A 21,906-nucleotide genomic window follows, 5' to 3' on the forward strand; every position below is an offset into this window, starting at 1 on the left:
GCGATCGGCATGGAGGCGCTGTTCCCGCTCGCGACGACGACCGGGACGGTCACCGTGCGGGTCTCGGTCAGCTATCTGCCCGAACAGTCCGAGCCGGCGCGCGGGCGCTGGTTCTGGGCCTATCACATTCGGCTGGAGAATGACGGTGAGGGTGCGGTGCAGCTGCTCACGCGCCACTGGGTCATCACCGATGGCAATGGCGCGCGGCACACCGTGGAGGGCGAGGGCGTCGTCGGCGAGCAGCCGCTGATCGCGCCGGGCGCGAGCTACGATTATGTCTCGGGCTGCCCGCTCGCCACGCCCAGCGGCGCGATGCAGGGCAGCTATCGCATGATCGCCGAGGACGGGCAGCTCTTCGACGTCGCCATTCCGCGCTTCGCGCTGACCGCGCCGGCGGTGGCGGAGTGAAGCGCACCCATCTGCCGCTCAACGGTCTGCGCGTGCTCGATGCGGCGGCGCGCCACCTTTCCTTCACCCGCGCCGCCGACGAATTGGCAGTGACCCCCGCCGCGGTCGGCCAGCAGATCCGCGCGCTGGAGGACACGCTGGGCGTCGTCCTGTTCCGCCGCACCACCAAGGGGCTGGAGCTGACTCCCGAGGGCGAGGCGGGGCTCGGGCCGCTGCGCCAGGGTTTCCTCGAGTTCGAGGAAGCGGTGCGCGCGATGCAGGCGGGCCAGTCGTCCAAGTCGCTGACGATCGCGGCACCGCGCGACGTCACGGAAAAATGGTTGCTGCCGCGGCTCGCCGAGATCGCCGCGGCCGACGCCGAGCTGCGCTTCGCGCTGGTCGCGGCCGACGACACCGTCGATTTCACCGAGGCCAACCTCGACCTCGCGATCCGCTGGGGCGAGGGACCGGGCGCGCTGGAAGGCGAGGCGATCGAGAGCGAGGGGCTGGTGACGGTCGAGCGCGCGGGCGGCGGCGCCTCGGCGGTGATCCACTGGCCGGGCGCTCCGGCGGGTGAGGGCGGTGCGCAGGTGCGCGTCGGCGACGCGGGTCTGGCGATCGACGCCGCCGCGGCCGGCCTGGGCCGCGCCACCGTGCCCGAACTGCTCGTGACGCGCGACGTCGAGGCGGGGCGGCTCGTGGTGGTCGGCGAGGCAGTGCCGTCGCGGCTCGGCTATTGGCTGATCGCGCCGACCCCGCAATGGCGCCAGCGCAAGGTGCAGGCGCTGGTGGAAGCGCTGGGCGGATGACGCCGCGGCTCGCGACCGCGCGACTGGCGCTGCGCGCGCGCGTGCCCGACGATGCCGAGGCGCTCTTCGCCGCGATGGGTGACGCGGCGGCAATGACCTGGTGGTCGCACGCGCCGGCCGAATCGGTCGCAGCCTTGCGTGAGCGCTTCATCGCCCGCGACGATGGCAGTTGGCGCACCTGGGCGGTCACGCACGCGGACGACGACATCGCGATCGGCTTTGTCGCCGCGGGCGAGAAGCGCGCCGGCGTGATCGAGATCGGCTACCTGCTGGTACCCGCGGCGCAGCGGCGGGGTTACGGGCGCGAGGCGGTCGGCGCCGTCATCGAGCAGCTGTTCGGAGAGGGTTATCGGCGCGTGTTCGCCGATACGGATCCGGAGAACGTCGGCTCCAACCGCCTGCTCGAGGCGCTCGGTTTCCGCCGAGAAGGGCTGTTGCGCGCCGAATGGGAGACTCACATCGGCGTGCGCGACACATTGCTGTGGGGGCTGCTGCGCGACGAGTGGCGCGGGGCGGCGGGCGCTCCGGCTTGATGAGTTGGGCGATGGAGGCCACCCCGGCGGCACCAGCGGTCCAGTCGAACGAGCCTTTGCGATCACCAGGGCTACCCTTCCTGCGCCACCGCTTTCGCCGGGGCGCAGGAAGGCGATCGTGGGTCCCTCACTCCGGAACGGTGTTCTCGTCGGCGATCTTCGCCTCGAAGGATTTGCTCGAATCGGTGCCGTCCGGCTGGTGCGCGCCACCGTGCTTGGCGCCGGCCTTGCCCTCCGGCTTCGTACCGCCCTTGCCCTCGGGCTTGGGTGCCGGCAGCGAGGGCTGCTTCGGCGTCGAGCTGCGCAGCGACAGGAGCGCCGCGGTCGCGGCCGCACCGATCGCCGCCACGCCGCCGGCGATCGCCGCCGCACCCCATTTGCCGCCGACCTTGTCGGTTGCGCGCGAGGCCGCCTTGCCGGCGCTGCGCGCCCCGCGCGTGGCGCTCTTGCGCGTGTCGGTGGCGGCGCGGGTCGCGCGCTTCCGTGCGGCGCCGGCCGAGCGCGACACGCTCTTGGTCGCCGCGGTCACCGCCTCGCCGGCCTGCTCCAGAGTAGATGGCTCAGCCGCCGCGGAGCGCTTGGTGGCGGCGCGGCGCTTCGGCGCGGGCGTGTCGTTCGTGGTCTTGCGCTTCGTCGCCGGCTTGCTCGCCGCGCTTGTGCTGGCCTTGCGCGGCGCGCGGCGGCGCGGCGTCGCCGGCTTGGACGAGGTCGGCGCCGGGGTCGGCGTATCGCTGCTGTCGTCGGCCATCATCTGCTCCCTGGCGAAATGGTACGGCCGCGTAACGCGCGGCCGCCGCTTCGTTTCCAAGGCAGTCGCCGACACTTAGCGGAAGGGCGGCTCGTTGAAGGCGCGCAGCTTGCGACTGTGCAGCTTGGCGCCCTCGCGTCGGAGCTCCTCGCACGTCTCGATCCCGATCCGCATGTGCTCGCTGATCGCACGCTCGTAGAAGCGGTTGGCCTGGCCCGGCAGCTTGAGCTCGCCGTGCAGCGGCTTGTCCGAGACGCACAGCAGGGTGCCGTAGGGCACGCGAAAGCGATAGCCCTGCGCCGCGATCGTCGCCGACTCCATGTCGATCGCCACCGCGCGACTGAGCGAGAAGCGCAGCGCCGAGCGGGCGTAGCGCAGCTCCCAGTTGCGATCGTCGGTGGTGACGATCGTGCCGGTGCGCAGCCGCCGCTTGAGCGCGTCGCCCGACTGGCCGCTGACGGTCTCGGCGGCGCGTGCCAGCGCCTGCTGCACCTCCGCGATGGCGGGTACCGGTATCTCGGGCGGCAGCATGTCGTCGAGCACGTGGTCGTCGCGCAGATAGGCGTGCGCGAGCACATAGTCGCCGATCCGCTGCGACGGACGGAGCCCGCCGCAATGGCCGATCATCACCCAGGCCTCGGGTCGCATCACCGCGAGATGGTCGCAGATCGTCTTGGCGTTCGACGGACCGACGCCGATGTTGACGAGCGTGATTCCGGTGCGATCGTCCGCCATCAGGTGATAGGCGGGCATCTGCAGCCGCCGCCACGCGCTGTCGTCGAGCATGGCGGGATCGTCGCCCGCCTGGAACAGCACGCCGCCCGGCCCCGACAGCGCGGTGAAGCGGCTGTCGCCGCCGACCTGGCTCGCACCCCAGCGGACGAACTCGTCGACGTAGCGGTGATAATTGGTGAACAGCACGTAGCGCTGGACGTGCTCGGGCGGCGTGCCGGTGTAATGCCGCAGCCGCGCGAGGCTGAAGTCGGTGCGCAGCCCGTCGAATAAGGCGAGCGGGCGCGTGCCGTCGATCGAGGCCCACAGGCCGTCGGCGATCTCGTCGCCGATATAGGCGAGCTCGGTGGTCGGGAACCAGCGCGCCAACTCGGCGGCGGAGACGGTGTCGAGGCTCAGCGCGTGGCCGGCGTCGATCACGTAAGGAAAGGGGATTTCCTGCGTCCCCGCCGCGGCGCTGACGGTGACGTCATAATCCTCGATCAGCAGGGTCAGCTGCTCGATCAGGTAATCGGCGAACACCGCGGGCTTGGTGACGCTGATGCGATATTCGCCGGGGCTCACCAGCCGGCCGAAGGAGCGCAGTGGCGTCGGGCGATCGTCGCCGCCGGCGAAGCGGAGCCGGATCTCGGGATAGGCGAAGGAGCCGTCGCGTCGCGTCTCGGGGGCGGGGGGCGTGCCCTCGCCGATGTAGAGGGAGATCGCTGCCTTCAGCCGGTCGACCGACGCGCTGTAGAGCCGGTTCAGTTCCTGTACGATGTCGTTCGCTGTCATTCCCGACGGTTACATTTGACGTGTGACCGCGGCAAGTCGGGGCTTGCCACGGAGCTGGTGGCGATGATCAGCAATCCTCCCCGCTCGCGGGGAGCGGGACCGCGCCCGCAGGGCGCGGTGGAGGGGGGCTTCCGCATGCGCTGCGCTGCGTGGAGAGCCCCATCCACCACCACGCTCACGCGCGGCGGTCGCCCTCTCCGTACCGGCAGGCATCAAAGGGTTACAGCAGCGTCAGCAGGTGTTCCGCCGAGCTCACCCGGAACTCGCCCGGCGCCTCGACCTCCAGCGACTCGACCACGCCGTCGTTCACCACCATGGCATAGCGCTGGCTGCGCTTGCCCATGCCATATTTGCTGCCGTCCATGTCGAGCCCGAGCGCGCTCGCGAACTCGCCGTTGCCGTCGGCCAGCATCGTCACGCTGTCGGCGCTATTCTGCTTGGCCCAGGCGCCGAGCACGAAGGCGTCATTCACCGCGGTGCAGGCGATCTCGTCGACTCCCTTGGCGCGCAGCTCCCCGGCCTTGTCGAGATAGCCCGGCAGATGTCGCGCCGAGCAGGTCGGCGTGAAGGCACCCGGCACCGCGAAGAGCGCGATGCGGCGGCCCTTGAAATATTCGGCCGAGTCGACCGGCTCCGGCCCCTCGGCGGTGACCTTGGTGAGGCGGACGGAAGGCAGAGCGTCGCCGACGCTGATCGTCATAGGGGTCTCCGGTTCGAGTGGCGCGACGGTGTCGCAGCCGCCCCGGGTGATTTCAAGCTTTGGCAAGCGCCGCCGCACGCACTAGGTTCGGCGCGATGGAGCAAGCCAATTATCTCACCGGTCAGTTCCTGCTCGCCATGCCCGGGATCGGTGACCCGCGCTTCGAGCATTCGGTGATCGCGATCTGCAGCCACGACGAGAGCGGCGCGCTCGGCGTCGGGATCGGCGCGGTGGTCAACGGGCTCGGCCTGCACGACGTGCTCGAGCAGCTCGAGATCGCGCCGGGCGAGGCGCCCGACGCGCCGGTTCACTTCGGCGGACCGGTGGAGACGCGGCGCGGTTTCGTGCTCCACTCAAGCGACTGGGGCGGGCATGACACGCTGGACGTCGCCGGGCGTTGGGCCTTGTCCGGCACGCTCGACGTGCTGCGCGCGATCGCGGCCGGTAACGGCCCGTCGCGCTGGCTGGTCGCGCTCGGCTACGCGGGCTGGGCGCCGGGGCAGCTCGACGCGGAGATGACGCGTCACGGCTGGCTCAACGTCGCCGACTCGCCCGAGATGCTGTTCGACACGCCGGTGGAGCGGCGCTGGACGCGCGGTTTTGCCGCCGCGGGGGTCGACCCGCGGCTGCTATCGAGCGAGAGCGGACACAGCTGAGCCGCTCTCCCACAACCATATAAAGATATCTTTATATTTGATCGGCGGCGTTTGGCGGGCTAAGGCGCGCGGATGCCGACCGGTGCGTAGCGCCTTGGTCGGCCCTATCAGTCTGGAGACAACGCCGTGGCAACCGCCCCAGTGTCTGACCGCACGCTCAACACCAACGATTACGTCATCAAGGACATCGGCCTGGCCGATTTCGGCCGCGCCGAGATCAATATCGCCGAGACCGAGATGCCCGGCCTGATGGCGCTGCGCGCCGAGTACGGCGCCGCGCAGCCGCTCAAGGGCGCGCGCATCACCGGCTCGCTGCACATGACGATCCAGACCGCGGTGCTGATCGAGACGCTGGCCGCGCTCGGCGCCGACGTGCGCTGGGCGACCTGCAACATCTTCTCGACCCAGGACCACGCTGCCGCGGCTATCGCCGCCGCCGGCATCCCGGTGTTCGCGGTGAAGGGCGAGACACTCGCCGATTATTGGGACTATGTCGGCTCGATCTTCGACTGGGACGACGGCACCGGCCGCACCGCCAACATCATCCTCGACGACGGCGGCGATGCGACGATGTTCGCGCTGTGGGGCGCCAAGCTCGAGGCCGGTCAGAGCTTCGGCGAGCCGGAGAATGAGGAAGAGGTCGAGTTCCAGCGTTCGGTCAAGGCGTTCATCGCCAAGAAGCCGGGCTATCTGACCGAAACCGTCAAGAACCTGAAGGGCGTCTCGGAAGAGACGACAACGGGCGTCCACCGGCTGTACGAGATCGCCAAGAAGGGCGAGCTGCCGTTCCCGGCGATCAACGTCAACGACTCGGTGACCAAGTCGAAGTTCGACAATCTCTACGGCTGCAAGGAGTCGCTGGTCGACGCGATCCGCCGCGCCACCGACGTGATGCTGGCCGGCAAGGTCGCGACCGTCGCCGGCTTCGGTGACGTCGGCAAGGGCTCGGCCGCGTCGCTGCGCAACGGCGGCGCGCGCGTGCTCGTTACCGAGATCGACCCGATCTGCGCGCTGCAGGCGGCGATGGAGGGCTATGAGGTCGTGACGATGGAGGAAGCGGTGAAGCGCTCCGACATCTTCGTCACCGCGACCGGCAACGCCGACGTCATCACCGCCGATCACATGAAGGCGATGAAGCCGATGGCGATCGTCTGCAACATCGGCCACTTCGACTCGGAGATCCAGATCGCCGCGCTCTCCAACTACAAGTGGACCGAGGTGAAGCCGGGCACCGACCTGGTCGAGTTCCCCGACGGCAAGCAGATCATCGTGCTCGCCAAGGGCCGGCTGGTGAACCTGGGCTGCGCGACCGGCCACCCGTCGTTCGTGATGTCGGCGTCGTTCACCAACCAGACGCTCGCGCAGATCGAGCTCTGGACCAAGGGCGAGACCTATAAGAACGAGGTCTATGTCCTGCCCAAGCACCTCGACGAGAAGGTCGCGGCGCTCCACCTCGAGAAGCTCGGCGTCCAGCTGTCGCAGCTGAGCGAAAAGCAGGCCAAGTATATCGGCGTGCCGGTCGCTGGCCCGTTCAAGCCGGACCATTATCGCTACTGATCGCCCCGCGCGATCGCGAGAAAGACGGGGGCGGTGCCGCGAGGTGCCGCCCTTCTCGTATGTTGCTGCGGCGCAACAGCGTGGCTGAATGTCACATTAACCCTTGCGACAAAGATGCCGAGATGTCCCTAATGGGACAGTAACATCACGGCCTCGAAGCAGGGGAAGACGATGACGATCTCGCATTGGCGGAGCGGGTGCGCGCTGGTCGCGCTGGTGGCGGGCGGCCTCGGCCAGCCGGCGCACGCGCAGCAGCAACCGCTCGAGACGGCGACCCAGCAGGACGCACCTGCCGCGGCCCCGACTGCGGCGGATACGGCGCAGGCCGATGATCCCGTCGATATCGTCGTCACCGGCTCGCGCATCGCCCGGCCCGAGATCGACTCGCCGACTCCGGTAACTAGTTACTCGTCGGCGTCGTTGCAGCAGTCGGGTCGTGTCAACGTGACGGACTTCCTGACGCAGAACCCCGCGCTGATCGGTTCCTCGACCAGCGCGAGCCAGTCCGGTTCCACCGCCGACAACGGCGCTGCCGGCGTGAATCTGCTCAACCTTCGCAATCTCGGCGCGGACCGGACGCTCGTGCTGGTTGATGGACGCCGCCACGTCGCCGGTCTACCCGGGACCGCAGCGGTCGACATCAACACGATACCCGCCGATCTGATCGAGCGTATCGACGTGACGACGGGCGGGGCTTCGGCGATCTACGGCGCCGACGGCGTGTCAGGTGTCGTCAATTTCGTCCTCAAGCGCGATTTCGAGGGGCTGGTCGCACGCGCGCAGACCGGCGTCTCGGAATATGGCGACGCCGGCAGCCGCTTCTTCTCCCTTACCGGCGGCAAGAACTTCGCCGACGGTCGCGGCAACATCGCCCTGAACTATGAGTTCCGCGACGATGATCGTGTCAGTTCGTTCGCGCGCGAGCGTGCCGGCAACCCGCTGCGCACTTATGGCATCGTTCGCGACCCGGCCGACATCCCCGACGATCCCACACGATTTGACCGCATCCGCACCAACAATCTGCGCTACGCCGACAGCTCGCGGGGAGGCGCCGTCGACCTTGATCTGGACGGCATACCCGATTTCAACGGGGACGGCCGGGTCTACGACCGCGGGGTCAGCCTGCCGGGCACCGGCCTGGTCCAGGGCGGCGACAGCACACCGCAGGCGGGTTACCAGGGCGACCTCCAACCGAAAAACCGAATCCACAACGTCAATCTGCTGAGCAGCTTCGAGGTGTCCCCCGCGCTGCGGCTGTTCGCGCAGGGCAAATATACCAACACGCACAGCTACACGGTGTCGCAGCCGAGCTTCGACTTCTTCACCTATCTCGCACCCGACAACGCCTTCCTGATCGATCGCTTCGGCGCCGACGCGGCGGCCAATGGCGCTCTCGTCTCGCGCGACAATTTCGACTTCGGCGTCCGCGGCGAGTCGTCCAAGCGCGAGACGTACCGATCCGTCATCGGGGCGGACGGGCAGATCAGCGATCACGCACGTTACGAAATCTCCTACACTTATGGCCGCACGGACAGCCGCTTCCTGTCCACCAACTATCGCATAAGCGACCGCTATTTTGCTGCGCTTGACGCAGTACGCGATCCCGCGACCGGGCAGATCGTCTGTCGCTCCGACCTTGATCCCACGGCCAACATCGACCCGAACAACTTCGATGCGCCGGCGACGACCTTCACGCCCGGCGCGAGCAGCGGGTGCCAGCCGCTCAACATCCTGGGCGAGGGCTCGCCCAGCGCCGCGGCGCTCGGCTTCGTGCAGGCCGACATGATCAACTTCTACCGGGTGCAGCAGCACGTGGTGTCTGGTTCGATCAGCGGTGATTTCGGCCAGTTCTTCGAGCTTCCCGGCGGCCCGATCGGCTTCGCCCTGGGCGCCGAATATCGCAAGGAGAGCAGCCGCTTCGATCCCGACCCCCGGGTGGAGCAGGGCGAGTTGCTCGATTTCTCCCAGGTCGGGCCGCAGAGCGGCAGCTTCGACGTCAAGGAAGCCTTCGGCGAGCTCCGCGTGCCGTTGCTCAAGGACCTGCCTTTCGCCAACACGCTCGAGTTCAACGCTGCGCTGCGTGTCTCCGATTATTCCACCGTCGGCAACACCACGACGTGGCAGGTGAGCGGCATCTGGGCGCCGATACGCGATATCCGCTTCCGCGGCGGCTATTCCGAGGCGGTTCGCGCGCCCAATATCAGCGAGCTTTATGCGCCGGTCAGCGGCGCCTTCTCGTTCATCGACGATCCCTGCGATCCGGAGAACCTGCCGGAGGGCACGCAGTACCGCGCTGCCAACTGCCAGGCCGCGCTCACCGCGGCGGGGCTGTCGCCGGCGCAGATCACCGCGTTCAATCCGGTGAATGACCCCGTCGCGACCGCCAGCCTACCGGGTCGGACGGGCGGCAACAGGGGGTTGCGCGAGGAGACCGCCAAAACTTGGACCGCGGGGGTTGTGCTATTACCGCGCTTCCTGCCGGGTCTGTCGATCACGGCGGACTGGTACAATATCAACCTGACCAACGCAGTGAACTCGCCTACCGCGCAGCAGCTCGTCGACCTGTGCGTCGATCAGCCGACACTCGACAATCCCTACTGCTCGAACGTCTCGCGCAGCGGTGTAACTGGCTACGTGAACGATTATCTGCTACAGCCGGAGAACGTTGCTGCGTTCCGCACACAGGGCCTGGATCTTCAGGTCGCGTATAGTCTCAATGCCGGCGATCTCGGGCGCTTCAACCTGAAGCTGGTGGGCAACTATCTCGACCGGCTCGATTTCGTACCGACACCAGGCGCCGAACGCGAGGACCAGCTCGAGCTGCCGACGCTGCCCGCGCCCAAATACGCGGGCACGTTCGACCTGACGTGGACGAAGGGATCGGTGACGCTCAACTACGGCATCAACTATTCCAGCAAGGTACGGCGCTTCACCCGCGATCAGGTCAGCGCCAATCCGGATATCGCTGCGCCGGAGTATCTCTACTATCGCGAGCGCTGGGAGCACGACATCCAAGCCTCGATCGCGGTCGAGAAGAATTTCAGCTTCTACTTTGGCGCCAACAACCTGACGGGCGCTGGCGTGGAGCCGACCGGCTATGGCCCGTATTCATATTCTTTCCTCGGCCGTTATTACTACGCGGGGGCGCGGATCGCGCTTGATCGGCTATTCTGATCGGGGAACGGGCGGCCCCGCAACGCTCGTTTTTCCTCGTCCAGGCGCTTTTCCCGCGCGAAGGGCTTGCTAAATCACGGGACATGCCGTCCCTGCGTGCCATGGTGCAGCGTCCATGATCACGATCGCGCCCGCTACCGCGGTGATCGTCGGTACCGTCGTGGCGCTGCTGCTGGTCGCCGGTGCGGTGCTGCTCGCGCTCGGGCTGCGCGCGCGTGCCGCCGCGGCGGGGGCGATCCGCGGGCGTGACGCGCTCGAGTCGTTGCTGGCGGTGGCGCCGATGCAGCCGGTGGTGGTCCATCCCGACGGGCGCGTCGAGATGGCGCGCCGCGTCGCCGACTGGCTCGGCCTCTCGGGCGTGCCGTCCTACCTCCAGGAGCTTGAGGCGGCGGGGTGGGGCATGGACTCGTCCGACGCGGAGGCGATGGCGCGCGAGCTGTCGGCGTGCCAGCGTTCGGCACGCGGCTTCTCGCGCAGCCTGCACGCGCGCGACGGACAGCGCACGCTGACGGTGCAGGGCGAGCGGCGCGGCAGCGCGGTGCTGCTGTGGTTCTACGACTCGACCGTCAGTGAGGGCGAGCGGCGCCGGCTCCGTGCCGAATATGCCGAGCTGTCCGACGCTTTCGATGCGCTCACCGGGCTCGTCGAGGCGGCACCGCTGCCGATGTGGTATCGCGACACCGATCTGCACATCGCGATCGTCAACTCGGCCTATGTCAGCGCGGTCGAGGGCAGCGACGCCGCCGACGTGGTCGGGCGCGGGCTCGAATTGGTCGACGGCTCGGGGCAGGGTGGACCCAGCGCCGGCGCGGAGGTGGCGCTCGCGGAGGGCCGACCGCAGCAGCGCGTCCTGCCTGCCACGATCGGCGGGGCGCGGCGCTCGCTGCGGATCCACGACGTGCCGCTGCCGGTCGGCGGAGTCGCCGGCTACGCGATCGACATCGAGGAGCTGGAGCAGAGCCAGGCGCGCGAACGCCGCTTCGCCGACGCGCAGCGCGCGATGCTGGACCGCCTCTCCGCCGGCGTGGCGCAGTTCGGGCGCGACCGCAGTCTGGTCTTCTGCAACCAGCCGTTCCGCCGCATGTTCGCGATGCGGCTGGAGTGGCTCGCCGACCGGCCCGAGTTCGATCGCGTGCTGGAGCGGATGCGCGAGGCCAATCGCGTGCCCGAGGTGCGCGACTTCCCCGGCTGGAAGGCGGAACGGCGCGGCTGGTTCGTCGACGCCGAGGGCGCGATCGAGGAGAATTGGCACCTGCCCGGCGGCACGCACCTGCGCGTCGTGGCGCAGCCTTTGCCCGACGGTGGGCTGCTGCTGATCTTCGAGGATCGCACCGAACAGGTCCAGCTCGCCAGCGCGCGCGACACCCTGCTGCGCGTCCGCACCGCCACCTTCGACAACCTGTTCGAGGCGCTGGGCGTCTTCGCCGCCGATGGACGGTTGCAGCTGTGGAACAATCGCTTCCGCGCGCTGTGGGATCTCGACGAGGAGTTCCTCACCGGCCACCCCCGCGTCGACGTCATCGCCGAGAAGGTCGCGGCCAAGCTCTCCAACCCGCGCCGCGCGCGCTCGATCGCCGAGCTGGTGCGCGTCGCCACCGTCGAGCGGCAGCAGCGCGCGGGGCATATTGCGCTGGCGGACGGGCGTAACTTCGAGTTCGCAGCGGTGCCGCTGCCCGATGGCAACGCGCTGTTCACGATGCTCGACGTCACCGACAGCCGCGCGATGGAGCAGGCGCTGCGCGATCGCAACGACGCGTTGGAGGCGGCCGACCGCGTCAAGACCGCCTTCGTCGCCAACATGAGCTACGAGCTGCGCACGCCGCTCACCTCGATCAGCGGCTTCGCGGAGATGCTGCACGGCGGCTATGCCGGTGAACTGTCTGCCGACGCGACCGCTTATCTCGACGCCATCCTCGACTCGGTCGATCGCCTCGGCCTCCTGATCGACGACGTGCTCGACCTGACCTCCACCGATACCGGCGCGCGCCCGCTCGAGCGCAGCGACGTTGATCTCGGCGCGGTCGCGCGTGCCGCGGCGGACGCGCTGCGCGCGGCGGCCAAGCGCCACCACGTCGAGCTGGCGATCGAGGTGCAGCGGTCGGCGGGCCGGCTCACCGGCGACGCGCGGCGCATCCGCGAGGCGATCGAGCACCTGCTGCGTCACGCGGTCGGCTCTGCGCGCAGCGAAGGCCGCGTGCTGCTCCACGTCGACGGCAACGCCAAGACCGCGCGCATCATCGTTTCCGACGACGGCGAGGGCCTGTCGCCCGAGGTCGCCGCGCGCGCCTTCGACCGCTTCGCGCAGAGCGGCGTCTCGGCCGGCAGCGAGCGCGCGCTCGGGCTGGGGCTGCCGCTCGCCAAGCAGTTCGTCGAGGCGCACGGCGGGACGATCACGCTGGTGAGCGAGCCTGGCGAGGGCACGCTGATCACGGTGGAGCTGCCGCGGCGATGAGTGTCGCGCACGGCTCGCTGCGGCTGGCCGACGCCCCCGCCACGCTGGCGCTCGGCGCCTCGCTCGCGCCGCTGCTGCGCGCCGGTGATGTGGTGACGCTGTCGGGCGGACTGGGCGCGGGCAAGACCAGCCTGGCGCGCGGCGTGCTGGCGGCGCTCGGGCTCGCCGACGAAGCACCGAGCCCGACCTTCGCGATCGTCCAGCCCTATGCGCCGCCCGAGGTGTCGCTGCCGCTGCTCCACGTCGACCTTTACCGGCTCGACGATCCGATCGAGGTGGAGGAACTCGGCCTCGACGAGGCGCGGCTCGATTCGGCGCTGCTGATCGAATGGCCCGAACGCGCCGGGATGGGGCGCTGGCCCGACGCGCTGGCACTCACCCTTGCCGCCGAGCCGGACGGCGCGCGGCGCTTGACTTGGAAGGCGCCGCCCGCTTGGGGAGCGCGATGGCGACCCCGATGACGCCGCCGGCGGACGCCGCGGCCTTTCTCGACACCCACGGCTGGCACCAGGCGCGGATCGACCCGCTCGCGGGCGACGCCTCGTTCCGGCGCTATTTCCGCGTCGTCGCGGGCGAGCGGCGCGGCATCCTGATGGACGCGCCGCCGCCGCAAGAGGACCCGCGCCCGTTCCTCGACGTCGCGCGCTGGCTCGCCGAGCGCGGCTTCGCGGCGCCCGCGGTTCACGCGGTCGATCTCGAGCGCGGGCTCGTGCTGCTCGAGGATTTCGGCGACGAGCGGCTGCGCGAGACCGCCGACGCCAACCCGGAGGCCGCGGTGCCGCTCTACGCCGCCGCGATCGATTTGCTCGTGGCCCTACGCGGCCATCCTGCCGCCGCGGTACGCGCCTACGACCGCGCCGAGCTGCAGCGCGAGGCGGGGCTGCTCACCGACTGGTATTGCCCCGCGATCGGCGTCATGGTCGACGTCGAGGGATATCGCGCCGCCTGGGACAAGGTGCTCGGCCACGCCGAGGCGGCGGTGCCCGTGACCGTGCTGCGCGACTATCACGCCGAGAATTTGATGCTCGTCGGTGCCGGGCGCTCGCTCGGCCTGCTCGACTTCCAGGACGCGCTCGCGGGGCACCCAGCGTATGACCTCGTCTCGCTGCTGCAGGACGCGCGTCGCGACGTCGACCCATCGCTCGAGGAGCGGATGCTGGCACGCTACCGAGCCGCGACGGGCGAGGGGGACGCCTTCCTGCGCGCCTATCACGTGCTCGGCGCGCAGCGGAACGCCAAGATCATCGGCATCTTCACCCGACTGTGGCAGCGCGACGGCAAGCCGCGCTACCCGGCGCTGTGCCCGCGCGTGTGGGGTTATCTCGAGCGCGACCTCGGCCAGCCGGTGCTTGCCCCGGTGGCGCGCTGGTTCGCGGACAACCTGCCTCCCGAGCTGCGTGGCGACCCGATGCTGATCGCCGGCGCGCGCGCGTGACCCGCCCGCACTACATCCGCCCCGATCCCGGCGCACGCGTGCCGCGCACCGCGATGGTGATGGCGGCGGGGATCGGTAAGCGCATGCGACCGCTCACCGCGACGCGGCCCAAGCCGCTGGTCGAGGTGGCGGGACGCGCGCTGCTCGACCATGTCTTCGACCGGTTGCGCGCGGCCGGGGTGGAGCGCGCGGTAGTCAACGTTCACTATCTCGCCGACGCGTTGGAAGCGCATCTGCGCCACCGCGTGCGCGGCATCGAGGTGATCGTGTCGGACGAGCGCGAGCGGCTGATGGAGACCGGCGGCGGACTGGTGAAGGCGCGCGCGCTGCTCGGGGATGAGCCGTTCCTCGTCGTCAACAGCGACAATTTCTGGCTCGACGGGCCGACCGACGCGATCCGCCAGCTCGCCGCGCGCTGGGACGGCGCGACGATGGACGCGCTGATGCTGATGGTGCCGTGCGCGCGTGCCCACAACCACGGCGGGCAGGGCGACTTCCACCTCGCTCCCGACGGCCGCGTGACCGGACGGCGCAAGCCCGGCCGCGTCGCGCCTTTCGTCTATACCGGCGTGCAGATCATGGCGCCGTCGCTGATCCGCGACTGGCCGGAGGGGCCGTTCTCCACCAACCTCTTCTGGAACCGCGCGATCGAGGCCGGGCGCGCCTATGGCTTCGTCCATCAGGGCCTGTGGTCCGAGGTCAACGTGCCGGGCGCGATCGCGCGTACCGAGGCGCTGCTCGCCGATGTCTGACTCGCCCGGCCGCCGGCGCGGCCTGCGGCTCTATTCCATTCCGGCGCACCGTTCCTTCGCCGACGCGCTCGTCGCCGGACTGCTGCGCCGCTACGGCGCCGACCGCATGGCGCTCGCGCGCGGCGTCGTGCTGGTACCCAACAATCGCGCCGGACTCGCGATCAGCGACGCCTTCGTGCGCGCCAGCGGCGGCGCGCTGCTGCTGCCGCGGATCGTGGCACTCGGGGGCGACGATCTGGAGGCGGCGGTCGGGGCTGCGCTCGATCCGGCCGACGCGGTGCCGCCGCTGCCGCCCGCGATCGACCCGCTCGAGCGTCGCATGATCCTCGCCCGGCTAGTCAGCGAGGAGCGTGCCGCGAGCGGGCGCGCGGTCGACGCGGCCGAGGCGGTGCGGCTCGCGGGCGAGCTGGCGCGCACGCTCGACCAGCTGATCGTCGAGGAGGTGCCGCCCGAGACACTCGCCGCGATCGATCCCGGCGAGGGGTTGTCCGACCATTGGGAAGCGTCGCTCCGGCTGTTCCGGCTGCTGCTCGATCGCTGGCCGCAGGAGCGCGAGCGGCTCGGCCGCATCGACGCGGCGTGGCGGCGGGTGCAGCTGCTCGACCGTCAGGCGGCGCGGTGGCGGGCCGAACCGCCCGCGCGTTTCGTCTGCGCCGCCGGCATCACCGATCCCGCGCCCGCGGTGGCGCGGCTGCTCCGCGTCGTCGCTGGCCTGCCTGAGGGATCGGTGGTGTTCGCCGACCTCGACCTGAACCTTCCCGAGGAGGAGTGGGAAGCGCTCGGCCCGCATCGGCCCGATGCGATCACGGGGCTGCGCCGCCGCGCGATCGAGGTTCACCCGCAGTTCCACCTCAAGCTGCTGCTGGAGCGGATCGGCGCCGCGCGCGGCGAGGTCACCCGCTGGGGCGCGGCCAGCGAGCAGGACGCGGGCGCCGCGCGCGGCCGTGCCATCGCCAACGCGCTCGCTCCCGCCGCCTTCACCGCCAAATGGACCGGGCTCGACGCTGCCGACCGCCGGCTCGCGGGAGTGGAGGCGGTCGAACTCGCCACGCCGGCGGAGGAGGCGCAGGCGATCGCGCTCAAGCTGCGCGAGGCGGTGGAGGAGCCAGGCCGCACCGCCGCGCTCGTCACCCCCGATCGCGCGCTGGCGCGTCGCGTCGCCGCGCACTGTCGTCGCTGGAACATCCAGGTGGACGACAGTGCGGGGCGACCGCTGACGATCCTGCCGCCGGGCACCTTGCTCGCCGCGATCGTCGAGGCGGCGGCGCAGGGCTTCGCGCCGATGGCGCTGCTGACCCTGCTCAAGCACCCGCTGATCCGCGCGGGTGCCGAGCGTGGGGCGTGGCTCGACGGCGTGCGCAGGCTCGACCGCGCGCTCCGCGGGCCGCGGCCAGGGCCGGGGCTCGACGGCATCGACCGCCATCTCGCGGGTGGCAACGAGCGCGAGCGCGCGATCCGCTCGCGCGCGGCCGAGTGGTGGAGCGAGACGCGTGTCCTGCTCGATCCGATCGCGCGCGTGTTCGGGGACGGCGAGACGGGCCTAGCGGCGCTCGTCGCGGGGCTGCGCGAGGCAGCGCAGCGGCTCGCCGGCGACGAAGCGTGGCGCGGCCCCGCTGGGCGTGCCGCGGCCGACCTGCTCGCCGCGCTGGAGGAGCAGGCGCCGCGTGGTCCGGCGCTGGTGACCCCGGCGGGCTTCGCGACGATGCTGCGCCAGTTGATGGATGAGTCGGCGATCCGGCTGTTGCCACGCGAGCGCCACCCGCGACTGGCCATCTATGGGCTGATGGAGGCGCGCCTTCAGTCCGCCGACCTGATGATCCTGTCGGGGCTCAACGAAGGCGTGTGGCCCGGCCTACCAGCGCCCGACCCGTGGCTCGCGCCGCGCGTCCGTGCCGAGCTGGGTCTGCCCGGGCTGGAGCGCGGCATCGGCACCGCCGCGCATGATTTCGCGCAGGCGCTCGGCGCCCCCCGCGCCCTGCTCACGCGCGCGCGGCGGGACCAGCGCTCGCCGGCGCTCGCCTCACGCTTCTGGTTGCGGCTGGAGGCCATGGCGGGCGAGCGCTTCCCGCGCACGACGGCGCTGGCCGACTGGGCGCGCGCGCTCGACCATGGCGGCGCGCCGCATCCCGCCGCGCGGCCCGCGCCGCTGCCGCCTGCGGCGCTACGCCCGCGGGCGATCTCGGTGACGGAGGTCGACCGGCTGAAGGCCGATCCCTACGCTTTCTACGCGCGCCGCATCCTCAAGCTGCTGCCGCTCGACCCGGTCGACGCCGACCCGAGCGCGGCGTGGCGTGGCACCGCGGTCCATGCCGTGCTCGAGGCCTGGGCGCGCGATGACCGCTGCGATCCGGCCGCGCTGCTGCCGCGCGCGCGGCTCCTGCTCCAGGATCCCGCGGCGCACCCGCTGCTGCGCGCGTTGTGGCAGCCGCGGCTGATCGCGGCGTTCGAGTGGATCGCGGCGCGCACGCTGGCCGATCGTGCGGAGGGGCGCGAGGTGCTCGCCGTGGAGGGGCGCGGCCGCGCCGAGCTCTCCGGCATCGCGCTCGACGGTCGCTTCGACCGGATCGATCGTATGCCCGACGGCGGGCTGGGGATCATCGACTACAAGACCGGCAAGGCGCCCTCGGTCGCGGCGGTGCGCGGCGGGTTCAACCTCCAGCTCGGGCTGCTCGGTGCCATCGCCGAACAGGGTGGCTTCGCCGACGTCAAAGGCGCCGCGACCGCCTTCGAATACTGGTCTCTCGCCAAGAAAGGCGAGGGCTTCGGCTCGGTCAGCTCCCCCGCCGATCCCGCCGGCAAGGGCGGTCGCATCCCCACCGGCGAGTTCGTCGCCGCCGCGCGCGAGAGCTTCGCTCAGGCGGCGGCGCGCTGGCTCACCGGCGAGGAGGCGTTCACCGCCAAGCTCCACCCCGAGTTCGCACCCTACGCCGAGTACGACCAGCTGATGCGTCGCGACGAATGGTACGGCCGCGAGCAGGCGCGTGGCTGAGCGCGCGGTCGGCCCGCTACCTACCTTGCGTGGCGAGCAGCTCCGCGCCAGCCGTCCCGAGGCGCATGTGTGGCTCTCGGCCTCGGCGGGGACAGGCAAGACTCAGGTGCTCGCCGCCCGCGTGTTCCGGCTGCTGCTGCGCGACGTCGAGCCCGGCGCGATCCTGTGCCTTACCTTCACCAAGGCGGGCGCGGCCGAGATGGCGGGGCGGATCAATCGGCAGCTCGCCGCGTGGGTGCGGATGGACGAGACCGAGCTCGCCGCCGACCTGCTCGCGCTCGGCGAGCGCACCACGCCCGCGCTGATCGCGCGCGCGCGGACGCTGTTCGCCAAGGTGCTCGACGCGCCGGGCGGTGGGCTGCGCATCCAGACCATCCATGGTTTCTGCCAGGGGCTGCTGGCGGCGTTCCCGATCGAGGCCGGGCTGGTGCCGGGCTTCCGCCCGCTCGAGCCGCGCGAGGAGGCGCTGCTGCGGCGCCAGGCGCTGTCGGATCTGCTGGTCGACGCCGAGCGCGAGGGACGTGCGGCGCCGGTCGAGACGATCGGCCGGCTCAGCCTGCGGCTCGGCGAGCAGGGCGCGGAACAGTTCCTGGTCGCCTGCGCGCGCGCCGGCGCCGCGCTGGAGGCGCTGCCGAGCGGCATCGCGCCGTTCGTCCGCGGCCAGCTCGGCGTGCCGCTCGGCGACCTCGACTCGCACGTCCATGACGCGTGCGGCGACGACCGCGTCGACCGCGCCGCGCTCGACACGCTCGCCGCGCTCAATCGCGGCTGGGGCACCAAGAGTGGCGTGGAGCGCGCCGAGGCGATCGGCGCATGGCTGGCCGCCGCGCCGGCCGAGCGCGCCGCCACGCTCGACGCGCTCCACCTCGTCTGGGCGCGCAAGGACGGCGAGCCGCAGTCGTTCGGCAAGGGGCGCGCCCCCGCCGATCCCGATTACGCCGACCACGCGCTGCGCCTCCACGGCTGGTGCGGCGAGCTGCTGCTGCTGCGCAGCCGCGCCGCCTACGCCGACCTGCTCGGCGCCGCACTCGAGGTCGGCCGCGAGTATGCGCGCGGCTATGCCGCCGCCAAGCGCCGCGCCGGCGCGGTCGACTTCGACGACCTGATCGGCGCCGCGGTCGCGCTGCTCCAGCAGGACGGCATCGGCGAGTGGATCCGCTACAAGCTCGACCAGCAGAGCGAGCACGTGCTGGTCGACGAGGCGCAGGACACCAACGTGGCGCAATGGACGATCGTGCGCGCGCTGGTGGACGAATATTTCGTCGGGCGCGGCGTCTTCGCGCCCTCGGTGCGGACGCTGTTCACGGTGGGTGACCTGAAGCAGGCGATCTTCGGCTTCCAGGGCACCGACCCGTTCACCTTCCTCGCCGCGGAGCGCCATTTCCAGCGCAAGGCAGGTGAGGTGGCGGGCAGCGACGACATGCCCGACGACGAGCGCGGCCTGCCGTTCGACCGTTTGTCGCTGACCGAGTCCTTCCGCTCGACCGCGCCGGTGCTCGAGTTCGTCGACGCCGCGATCGGCCAGCTCGGCGCCGACGCGCTCGGTTCGCTCGAAACCATTCCGGTCCATGCCAGCCGCGTCGCTGGTCCGGGGGCGGTGATCTTGTGGCCGGCGATCGCCGCAGGCACGAGCGAGGCGGAGGAGGACGGCGAGGAGGGCTGGGCCGACGACGCCGTGCGCCGCAACGCCTCGAACATCGCGCGCCAGGTGCGCGACTGGCTGCGCCCGGTAGAGGACGGCGGGCTGCTGCTCGGCAGCAAGGGACGCGGACTGCGGCCCGAGGACGTGATGATCCTGGTCAAGCGCCGCGGCGAGCTCGCCCAGCTGCTGGTCGCGCGGCTCTACGCCGAGGGCGTGCCGGTGGCGGGCGTCGACCGGCTGCGCCTGTCCGCGCCGCTCGCGGTGCAGGACCTACTCGCCGCGATCCGCTTCGTGCTCCAGCCTGAGGACGATCTCAGCCTCGCCAGCCTGCTCGTCTCGCCGTTGATCGGCTGGAGCCAGGACGAGCTGATGGCGCGCGCGGTGCCGCGCGAAGGCGGGCTGTGGCGGCATCTCCAGCGGACCTGCGGCGACGCGGTCGCACCGGTCGCTGCGCTGCTGGCCAGCGCCGACTATGACACGCCCTATCGCTTCCTCGAGCAGCTGCTGTCGGGCCCGCTTGATGGGCGGCGCAAGCTGCTGGGGCGGCTTGGCGAGGAGGCGCGCGATCCGATCGAGGAACTGCTCAACGCCGCCCTCGACTTCGAGCTCGACTCGACGCCTTCGCTGCAGCGCTTCCTCGACTGGTTCGAGCGCGACGAGGTCGAGATCGTGCGCGACGCTGCCGCGCCGCTCGATGCGGTCCGCGTGATGACCGCACACGGGGCAAAGGGGCTGCAGGCGCCGCTGGTGATCCTCGCCGACGCCACGGCGGACCCGGATGCGACGCCGCGGTCCGTGCTGGCTTGGACGCCGGAGGGCCTGGAAGCAGCGATCCCCGTGTTCCGCCCGCGCGCGACCGAGCGCGCCGGCGCGATCGACGCCGCGCTCGCCGCGGCCGAGCAGCGCGAGCGCGAGGAACACTGGCGCTTGTTCTACGTCGCCGCGACGCGGGCGGAAGAGCGGCTGGTGATCGCCGGCTCGCTCAGCGCCAAGTGGCAGGGTGTGCCGCCCGAGGCGAGCTGGTACGCCGCGACGGCGCGCACGTTCGATACGCTCGGCGTTCCGGCGACGGAGGAGGGGGGCGAGCGGACGTTCCTCGGCCACGCGCCGGCTGCCCCTGTCGTTGCCCGGCGCGCCACGGCGGCGAGCGCGCCCGCCGCGGCGCTGCCGGACTGGGCACGCCGCGCCGCACCCGAGGATGCTAAGCCGCCACGCCCGCTCACGCCCTCGTCGATCGGCGACGATTCGGTCGCCGACCCGCCGCCGACACCCGCCACCAGCGCAGCAGCAGAGCGTGGGCGGCTGCTCCACGCCCTGTTCGAGCGGTTGCCCCCGCTCGCGCCCCAGCGTCGCGCCGCAGCCGCGGCAGCGTGGCTCGCCCAGCGCGGCGTCGCCGAGCCGGCATCGATGGTAGCGGCGGTGCTCGCGGTGCTCGACGACCCGGCGCTCGCCCCCCTGTTCGGACCGGACTCGCTCGCCGAGGCGCCGATCAGCGCGACGCTGCCGTCGGGGCGCGTGATCTCGGGCACGGTGGACCGGCTGCTGCTCGGCGACAGCGTGGTGCGCGTGATCGACTACAAATCGTCGCGCGTCGTCCCGGAGAGCGCCGCCGTCGTGCCCGACTATCACCTGCGCCAGATGGCCGCCTATGCCGCCGCGCTGGAGGTGATCGTGCCCGGCGCGCGCGTCGAGGCGGCGCTGCTCTACACCGCAGCGGCGCGGCTGATCGTGTTGCCCGAGGACCAGCTCGCCCCGGTCAAGCGCCGCTTGGCGGGGCCGGAGCAAAGCTTGGGGCTGGACGGTTGAGCCCGGGCACGCTGCGCCCTAGCTAAGGCGCTACGAAGGAGAAACACGATGGCCACCAAGACGATCACCGACGCCAGCTTCCAGAGCGACGTGCTCCAGGCGGACAAGCCGGTGCTGGTCGACTTCTGGGCGGAATGGTGCGGGCCGTGCAAGATGATCGGGCCATCGCTCGAGGAGATCAGCGAGGAACTGGGCGAGCAGGTCACCATCGCCAAGCTCAACATCGACGACAATCCCGACGCACCGGGCCGCTACGGCGTGCGCGGTATCCCGACCATGATCCTGTTCAAGGGCGGCGCGCCGGCCGCCACCAAGATCGGCGCCGAGCCCAAGGGCCGGATCAAGTCGTGGCTCGAGGGGGAACTCGCCTGAGCCGCTGATCGCCGGACCGGGTCAGCCCGGTCTCCCGGCAGCCGTTGCCCGCGCCTAGGGATAGGCGCGGGCTTCGTTGTTTCAGGGGGATGCATGTACGCGATCGTGTTCGACCTCGACGCGACCATCCTCGAGCGACGCTATCCCAGCCCCTCGCTGCGTGATGCCTATCGCGAGGTGAGCGACGTGCTGCGCCATCACGGCTTCGCGCAGCGCGATGGCGCCAGCCTCTATGTCAGCGAGGCCGCGAAGGCGGTCGACTGCGTGCTCGCGGTGCAGGACCTCAGCCGGCTGTGCGCCTGGTTCGCGCCGTCGGTGCTCGACATCCGCATGCTCCGCATCGACGAGGAGAGCGACCTATCCGCCGCGTTGCGGTGAGAGCAGGGCC

The 21,906-nt window shown here is 71.0% G+C and carries 17 protein-coding genes; 14 read left to right on the plus strand and 3 right to left on the minus strand.

What is annotated here, in order from left to right; all coding sequences use genetic code 11:
- Positions 1-9 precede the first annotated feature (9 nt).
- The 3 genes from apaG to FHY03_RS07235 are packed head-to-tail and all read left to right on the plus strand — an operon-like array spanning position 10 to position 1,729.
- Positions 10-408 carry a Co2+/Mg2+ efflux protein ApaG gene (gene apaG, locus FHY03_RS07225; RefSeq protein WP_183921435.1) on the plus strand — a complete coding sequence of 133 codons (399 nt, stop codon included), beginning with the start codon at positions 10-12 and terminating at the stop codon, positions 406-408.
- Complete coding sequence (locus FHY03_RS07230) at positions 405-1,196, plus strand: LysR family transcriptional regulator (RefSeq protein WP_183920701.1); 792 nt, start codon at positions 405-407, stop codon at positions 1,194-1,196. Before apaG ends, FHY03_RS07230 begins: the two co-directional genes overlap by 4 nt.
- Positions 1,193-1,729 (plus strand): GNAT family N-acetyltransferase, encoded by a 537-nt coding sequence (locus FHY03_RS07235; protein ID WP_183929746.1) that lies wholly within the window; start codon positions 1,193-1,195, stop codon positions 1,727-1,729. Before FHY03_RS07230 ends, FHY03_RS07235 begins: the two co-directional genes overlap by 4 nt.
- 127 nt (positions 1,730-1,856) lie before the next feature.
- Here FHY03_RS07235 and FHY03_RS07240 read toward each other — a convergent pair whose 3' ends face one another.
- The 3 genes from FHY03_RS07240 to FHY03_RS07250 all read right to left on the minus strand — a co-directional run bounded on the left by FHY03_RS07240 (position 1,857) and on the right by FHY03_RS07250 (position 4,683).
- Positions 1,857-2,477: a hypothetical protein gene (locus FHY03_RS07240; protein WP_183929748.1), complete on the minus strand. Its 621-nt coding sequence runs from the start codon at positions 2,475-2,477 to the stop codon at positions 1,857-1,859.
- 75 nt (positions 2,478-2,552) lie between these two features.
- A complete protein-coding gene (locus tag FHY03_RS07245; RefSeq protein WP_183929750.1) occupies positions 2,553-3,983 on the minus strand; it encodes an AMP nucleosidase in 1,431 nt (476 codons plus the stop codon).
- Positions 3,984-4,203: 220 nt separating this feature from the next.
- Positions 4,204-4,683 carry a peroxiredoxin gene (locus tag FHY03_RS07250; protein ID WP_183920697.1) on the minus strand — a complete coding sequence of 160 codons (480 nt, stop codon included), beginning with the start codon at positions 4,681-4,683 and terminating at the stop codon, positions 4,204-4,206.
- A 95-nt stretch (positions 4,684-4,778) separates the two neighbouring features.
- Between FHY03_RS07250 and FHY03_RS07255 the strand changes: the two genes are divergently transcribed.
- The 11 genes from FHY03_RS07255 to FHY03_RS07305 all read left to right on the plus strand — a co-directional run bounded on the left by FHY03_RS07255 (position 4,779) and on the right by FHY03_RS07305 (position 21,896).
- Entirely contained in the window at positions 4,779-5,339 is a 561-nt protein-coding gene (locus FHY03_RS07255) for a YqgE/AlgH family protein (RefSeq protein ID WP_183920696.1), read from the plus strand.
- A 141-nt stretch (positions 5,340-5,480) separates the two neighbouring features.
- Complete coding sequence (gene ahcY / locus FHY03_RS07260; RefSeq protein WP_183930371.1) at positions 5,481-6,896, plus strand: adenosylhomocysteinase; 1,416 nt, start codon at positions 5,481-5,483, stop codon at positions 6,894-6,896.
- A 171-nt stretch (positions 6,897-7,067) separates the two neighbouring features.
- Positions 7,068-10,070 carry a TonB-dependent receptor domain-containing protein gene (locus tag FHY03_RS07265; RefSeq protein WP_183929752.1) on the plus strand — a complete coding sequence of 1,001 codons (3,003 nt, stop codon included), beginning with the start codon at positions 7,068-7,070 and terminating at the stop codon, positions 10,068-10,070.
- 115 nt (positions 10,071-10,185) lie between these two features.
- On the plus strand, positions 10,186-12,522 hold the full coding sequence (locus tag FHY03_RS07270) for a PAS domain-containing sensor histidine kinase (RefSeq protein ID WP_183929754.1): 2,337 nt from the start codon (positions 10,186-10,188) through the stop codon (positions 12,520-12,522).
- Positions 12,519-12,983 (plus strand): tRNA (adenosine(37)-N6)-threonylcarbamoyltransferase complex ATPase subunit type 1 TsaE, encoded by a 465-nt coding sequence (gene tsaE, locus FHY03_RS07275; RefSeq protein WP_183920692.1) that lies wholly within the window; start codon positions 12,519-12,521, stop codon positions 12,981-12,983. Before FHY03_RS07270 ends, tsaE begins: the two co-directional genes overlap by 4 nt.
- Entirely contained in the window at positions 12,980-13,957 is a 978-nt protein-coding gene (locus tag FHY03_RS07280; protein ID WP_183930373.1) for an aminoglycoside phosphotransferase family protein, read from the plus strand. The genes tsaE and FHY03_RS07280 overlap by 4 nt, the downstream gene beginning before the upstream one ends.
- 53 nt (positions 13,958-14,010) lie before the next feature.
- On the plus strand, positions 14,011-14,709 hold the full coding sequence (locus tag FHY03_RS07285; RefSeq protein WP_183930375.1) for a nucleotidyltransferase family protein: 699 nt from the start codon (positions 14,011-14,013) through the stop codon (positions 14,707-14,709).
- Entirely contained in the window at positions 14,702-17,698 is a 2,997-nt protein-coding gene (gene addB / locus FHY03_RS07290) for a double-strand break repair protein AddB (RefSeq protein WP_183929756.1), read from the plus strand. Before FHY03_RS07285 ends, addB begins: the two co-directional genes overlap by 8 nt.
- On the plus strand, positions 17,691-21,146 hold the full coding sequence (gene addA / locus FHY03_RS07295) for a double-strand break repair helicase AddA (RefSeq protein WP_183929758.1): 3,456 nt from the start codon (positions 17,691-17,693) through the stop codon (positions 21,144-21,146). The genes addB and addA overlap by 8 nt, the downstream gene beginning before the upstream one ends.
- Before the next feature lie 48 nt (positions 21,147-21,194).
- On the plus strand, positions 21,195-21,518 hold the full coding sequence (gene trxA, locus FHY03_RS07300) for a thioredoxin TrxA (protein ID WP_132910589.1): 324 nt from the start codon (positions 21,195-21,197) through the stop codon (positions 21,516-21,518).
- A 93-nt stretch (positions 21,519-21,611) separates the two neighbouring features.
- Positions 21,612-21,896: a virulence factor gene (locus FHY03_RS07305; protein ID WP_183929761.1), complete on the plus strand. Its 285-nt coding sequence runs from the start codon at positions 21,612-21,614 to the stop codon at positions 21,894-21,896.
- Positions 21,897-21,906: the final 10 nt, after the last annotated feature.

Origin of the sequence: Sphingomonas sp. BK345 (assembly GCF_014193845.1) — a bacterium.
Classification (GTDB): Bacteria; Pseudomonadota; Alphaproteobacteria; order Sphingomonadales; family Sphingomonadaceae; genus Sphingomonas.

Coding starts and splice junctions, on each gene's coding strand:
- apaG (WP_183921435.1), top strand. CDS start 10: ATGGAGGCGCTGTTCCCGCTCGCGACGACGACCGGGACGGTCACCGTG.
- FHY03_RS07235 (WP_183929746.1), top strand. CDS start 1,193: ATGACGCCGCGGCTCGCGACCGCGCGACTGGCGCTGCGCGCGCGCGTG.
- FHY03_RS07240 (WP_183929748.1), bottom strand. CDS start 2,477: ATGGCCGACGACAGCAGCGATACGCCGACCCCGGCGCCGACCTCGTCC.
- FHY03_RS07245 (WP_183929750.1), bottom strand. CDS start 3,983: ATGACAGCGAACGACATCGTACAGGAACTGAACCGGCTCTACAGCGCG.
- FHY03_RS07250 (WP_183920697.1), bottom strand. CDS start 4,683: ATGACGATCAGCGTCGGCGACGCTCTGCCTTCCGTCCGCCTCACCAAG.
- FHY03_RS07255 (WP_183920696.1), top strand. CDS start 4,779: ATGGAGCAAGCCAATTATCTCACCGGTCAGTTCCTGCTCGCCATGCCC.
- FHY03_RS07265 (WP_183929752.1), top strand. CDS start 7,068: ATGACGATCTCGCATTGGCGGAGCGGGTGCGCGCTGGTCGCGCTGGTG.
- FHY03_RS07270 (WP_183929754.1), top strand. CDS start 10,186: ATGATCACGATCGCGCCCGCTACCGCGGTGATCGTCGGTACCGTCGTG.
- tsaE (WP_183920692.1), top strand. CDS start 12,519: ATGAGTGTCGCGCACGGCTCGCTGCGGCTGGCCGACGCCCCCGCCACG.
- FHY03_RS07280 (WP_183930373.1), top strand. CDS start 12,980: ATGACGCCGCCGGCGGACGCCGCGGCCTTTCTCGACACCCACGGCTGG.
- FHY03_RS07285 (WP_183930375.1), top strand. CDS start 14,011: ATGGTGATGGCGGCGGGGATCGGTAAGCGCATGCGACCGCTCACCGCG.
- addB (WP_183929756.1), top strand. CDS start 14,702: ATGTCTGACTCGCCCGGCCGCCGGCGCGGCCTGCGGCTCTATTCCATT.
- trxA (WP_132910589.1), top strand. CDS start 21,195: ATGGCCACCAAGACGATCACCGACGCCAGCTTCCAGAGCGACGTGCTC.
- FHY03_RS07305 (WP_183929761.1), top strand. CDS start 21,612: ATGTACGCGATCGTGTTCGACCTCGACGCGACCATCCTCGAGCGACGC.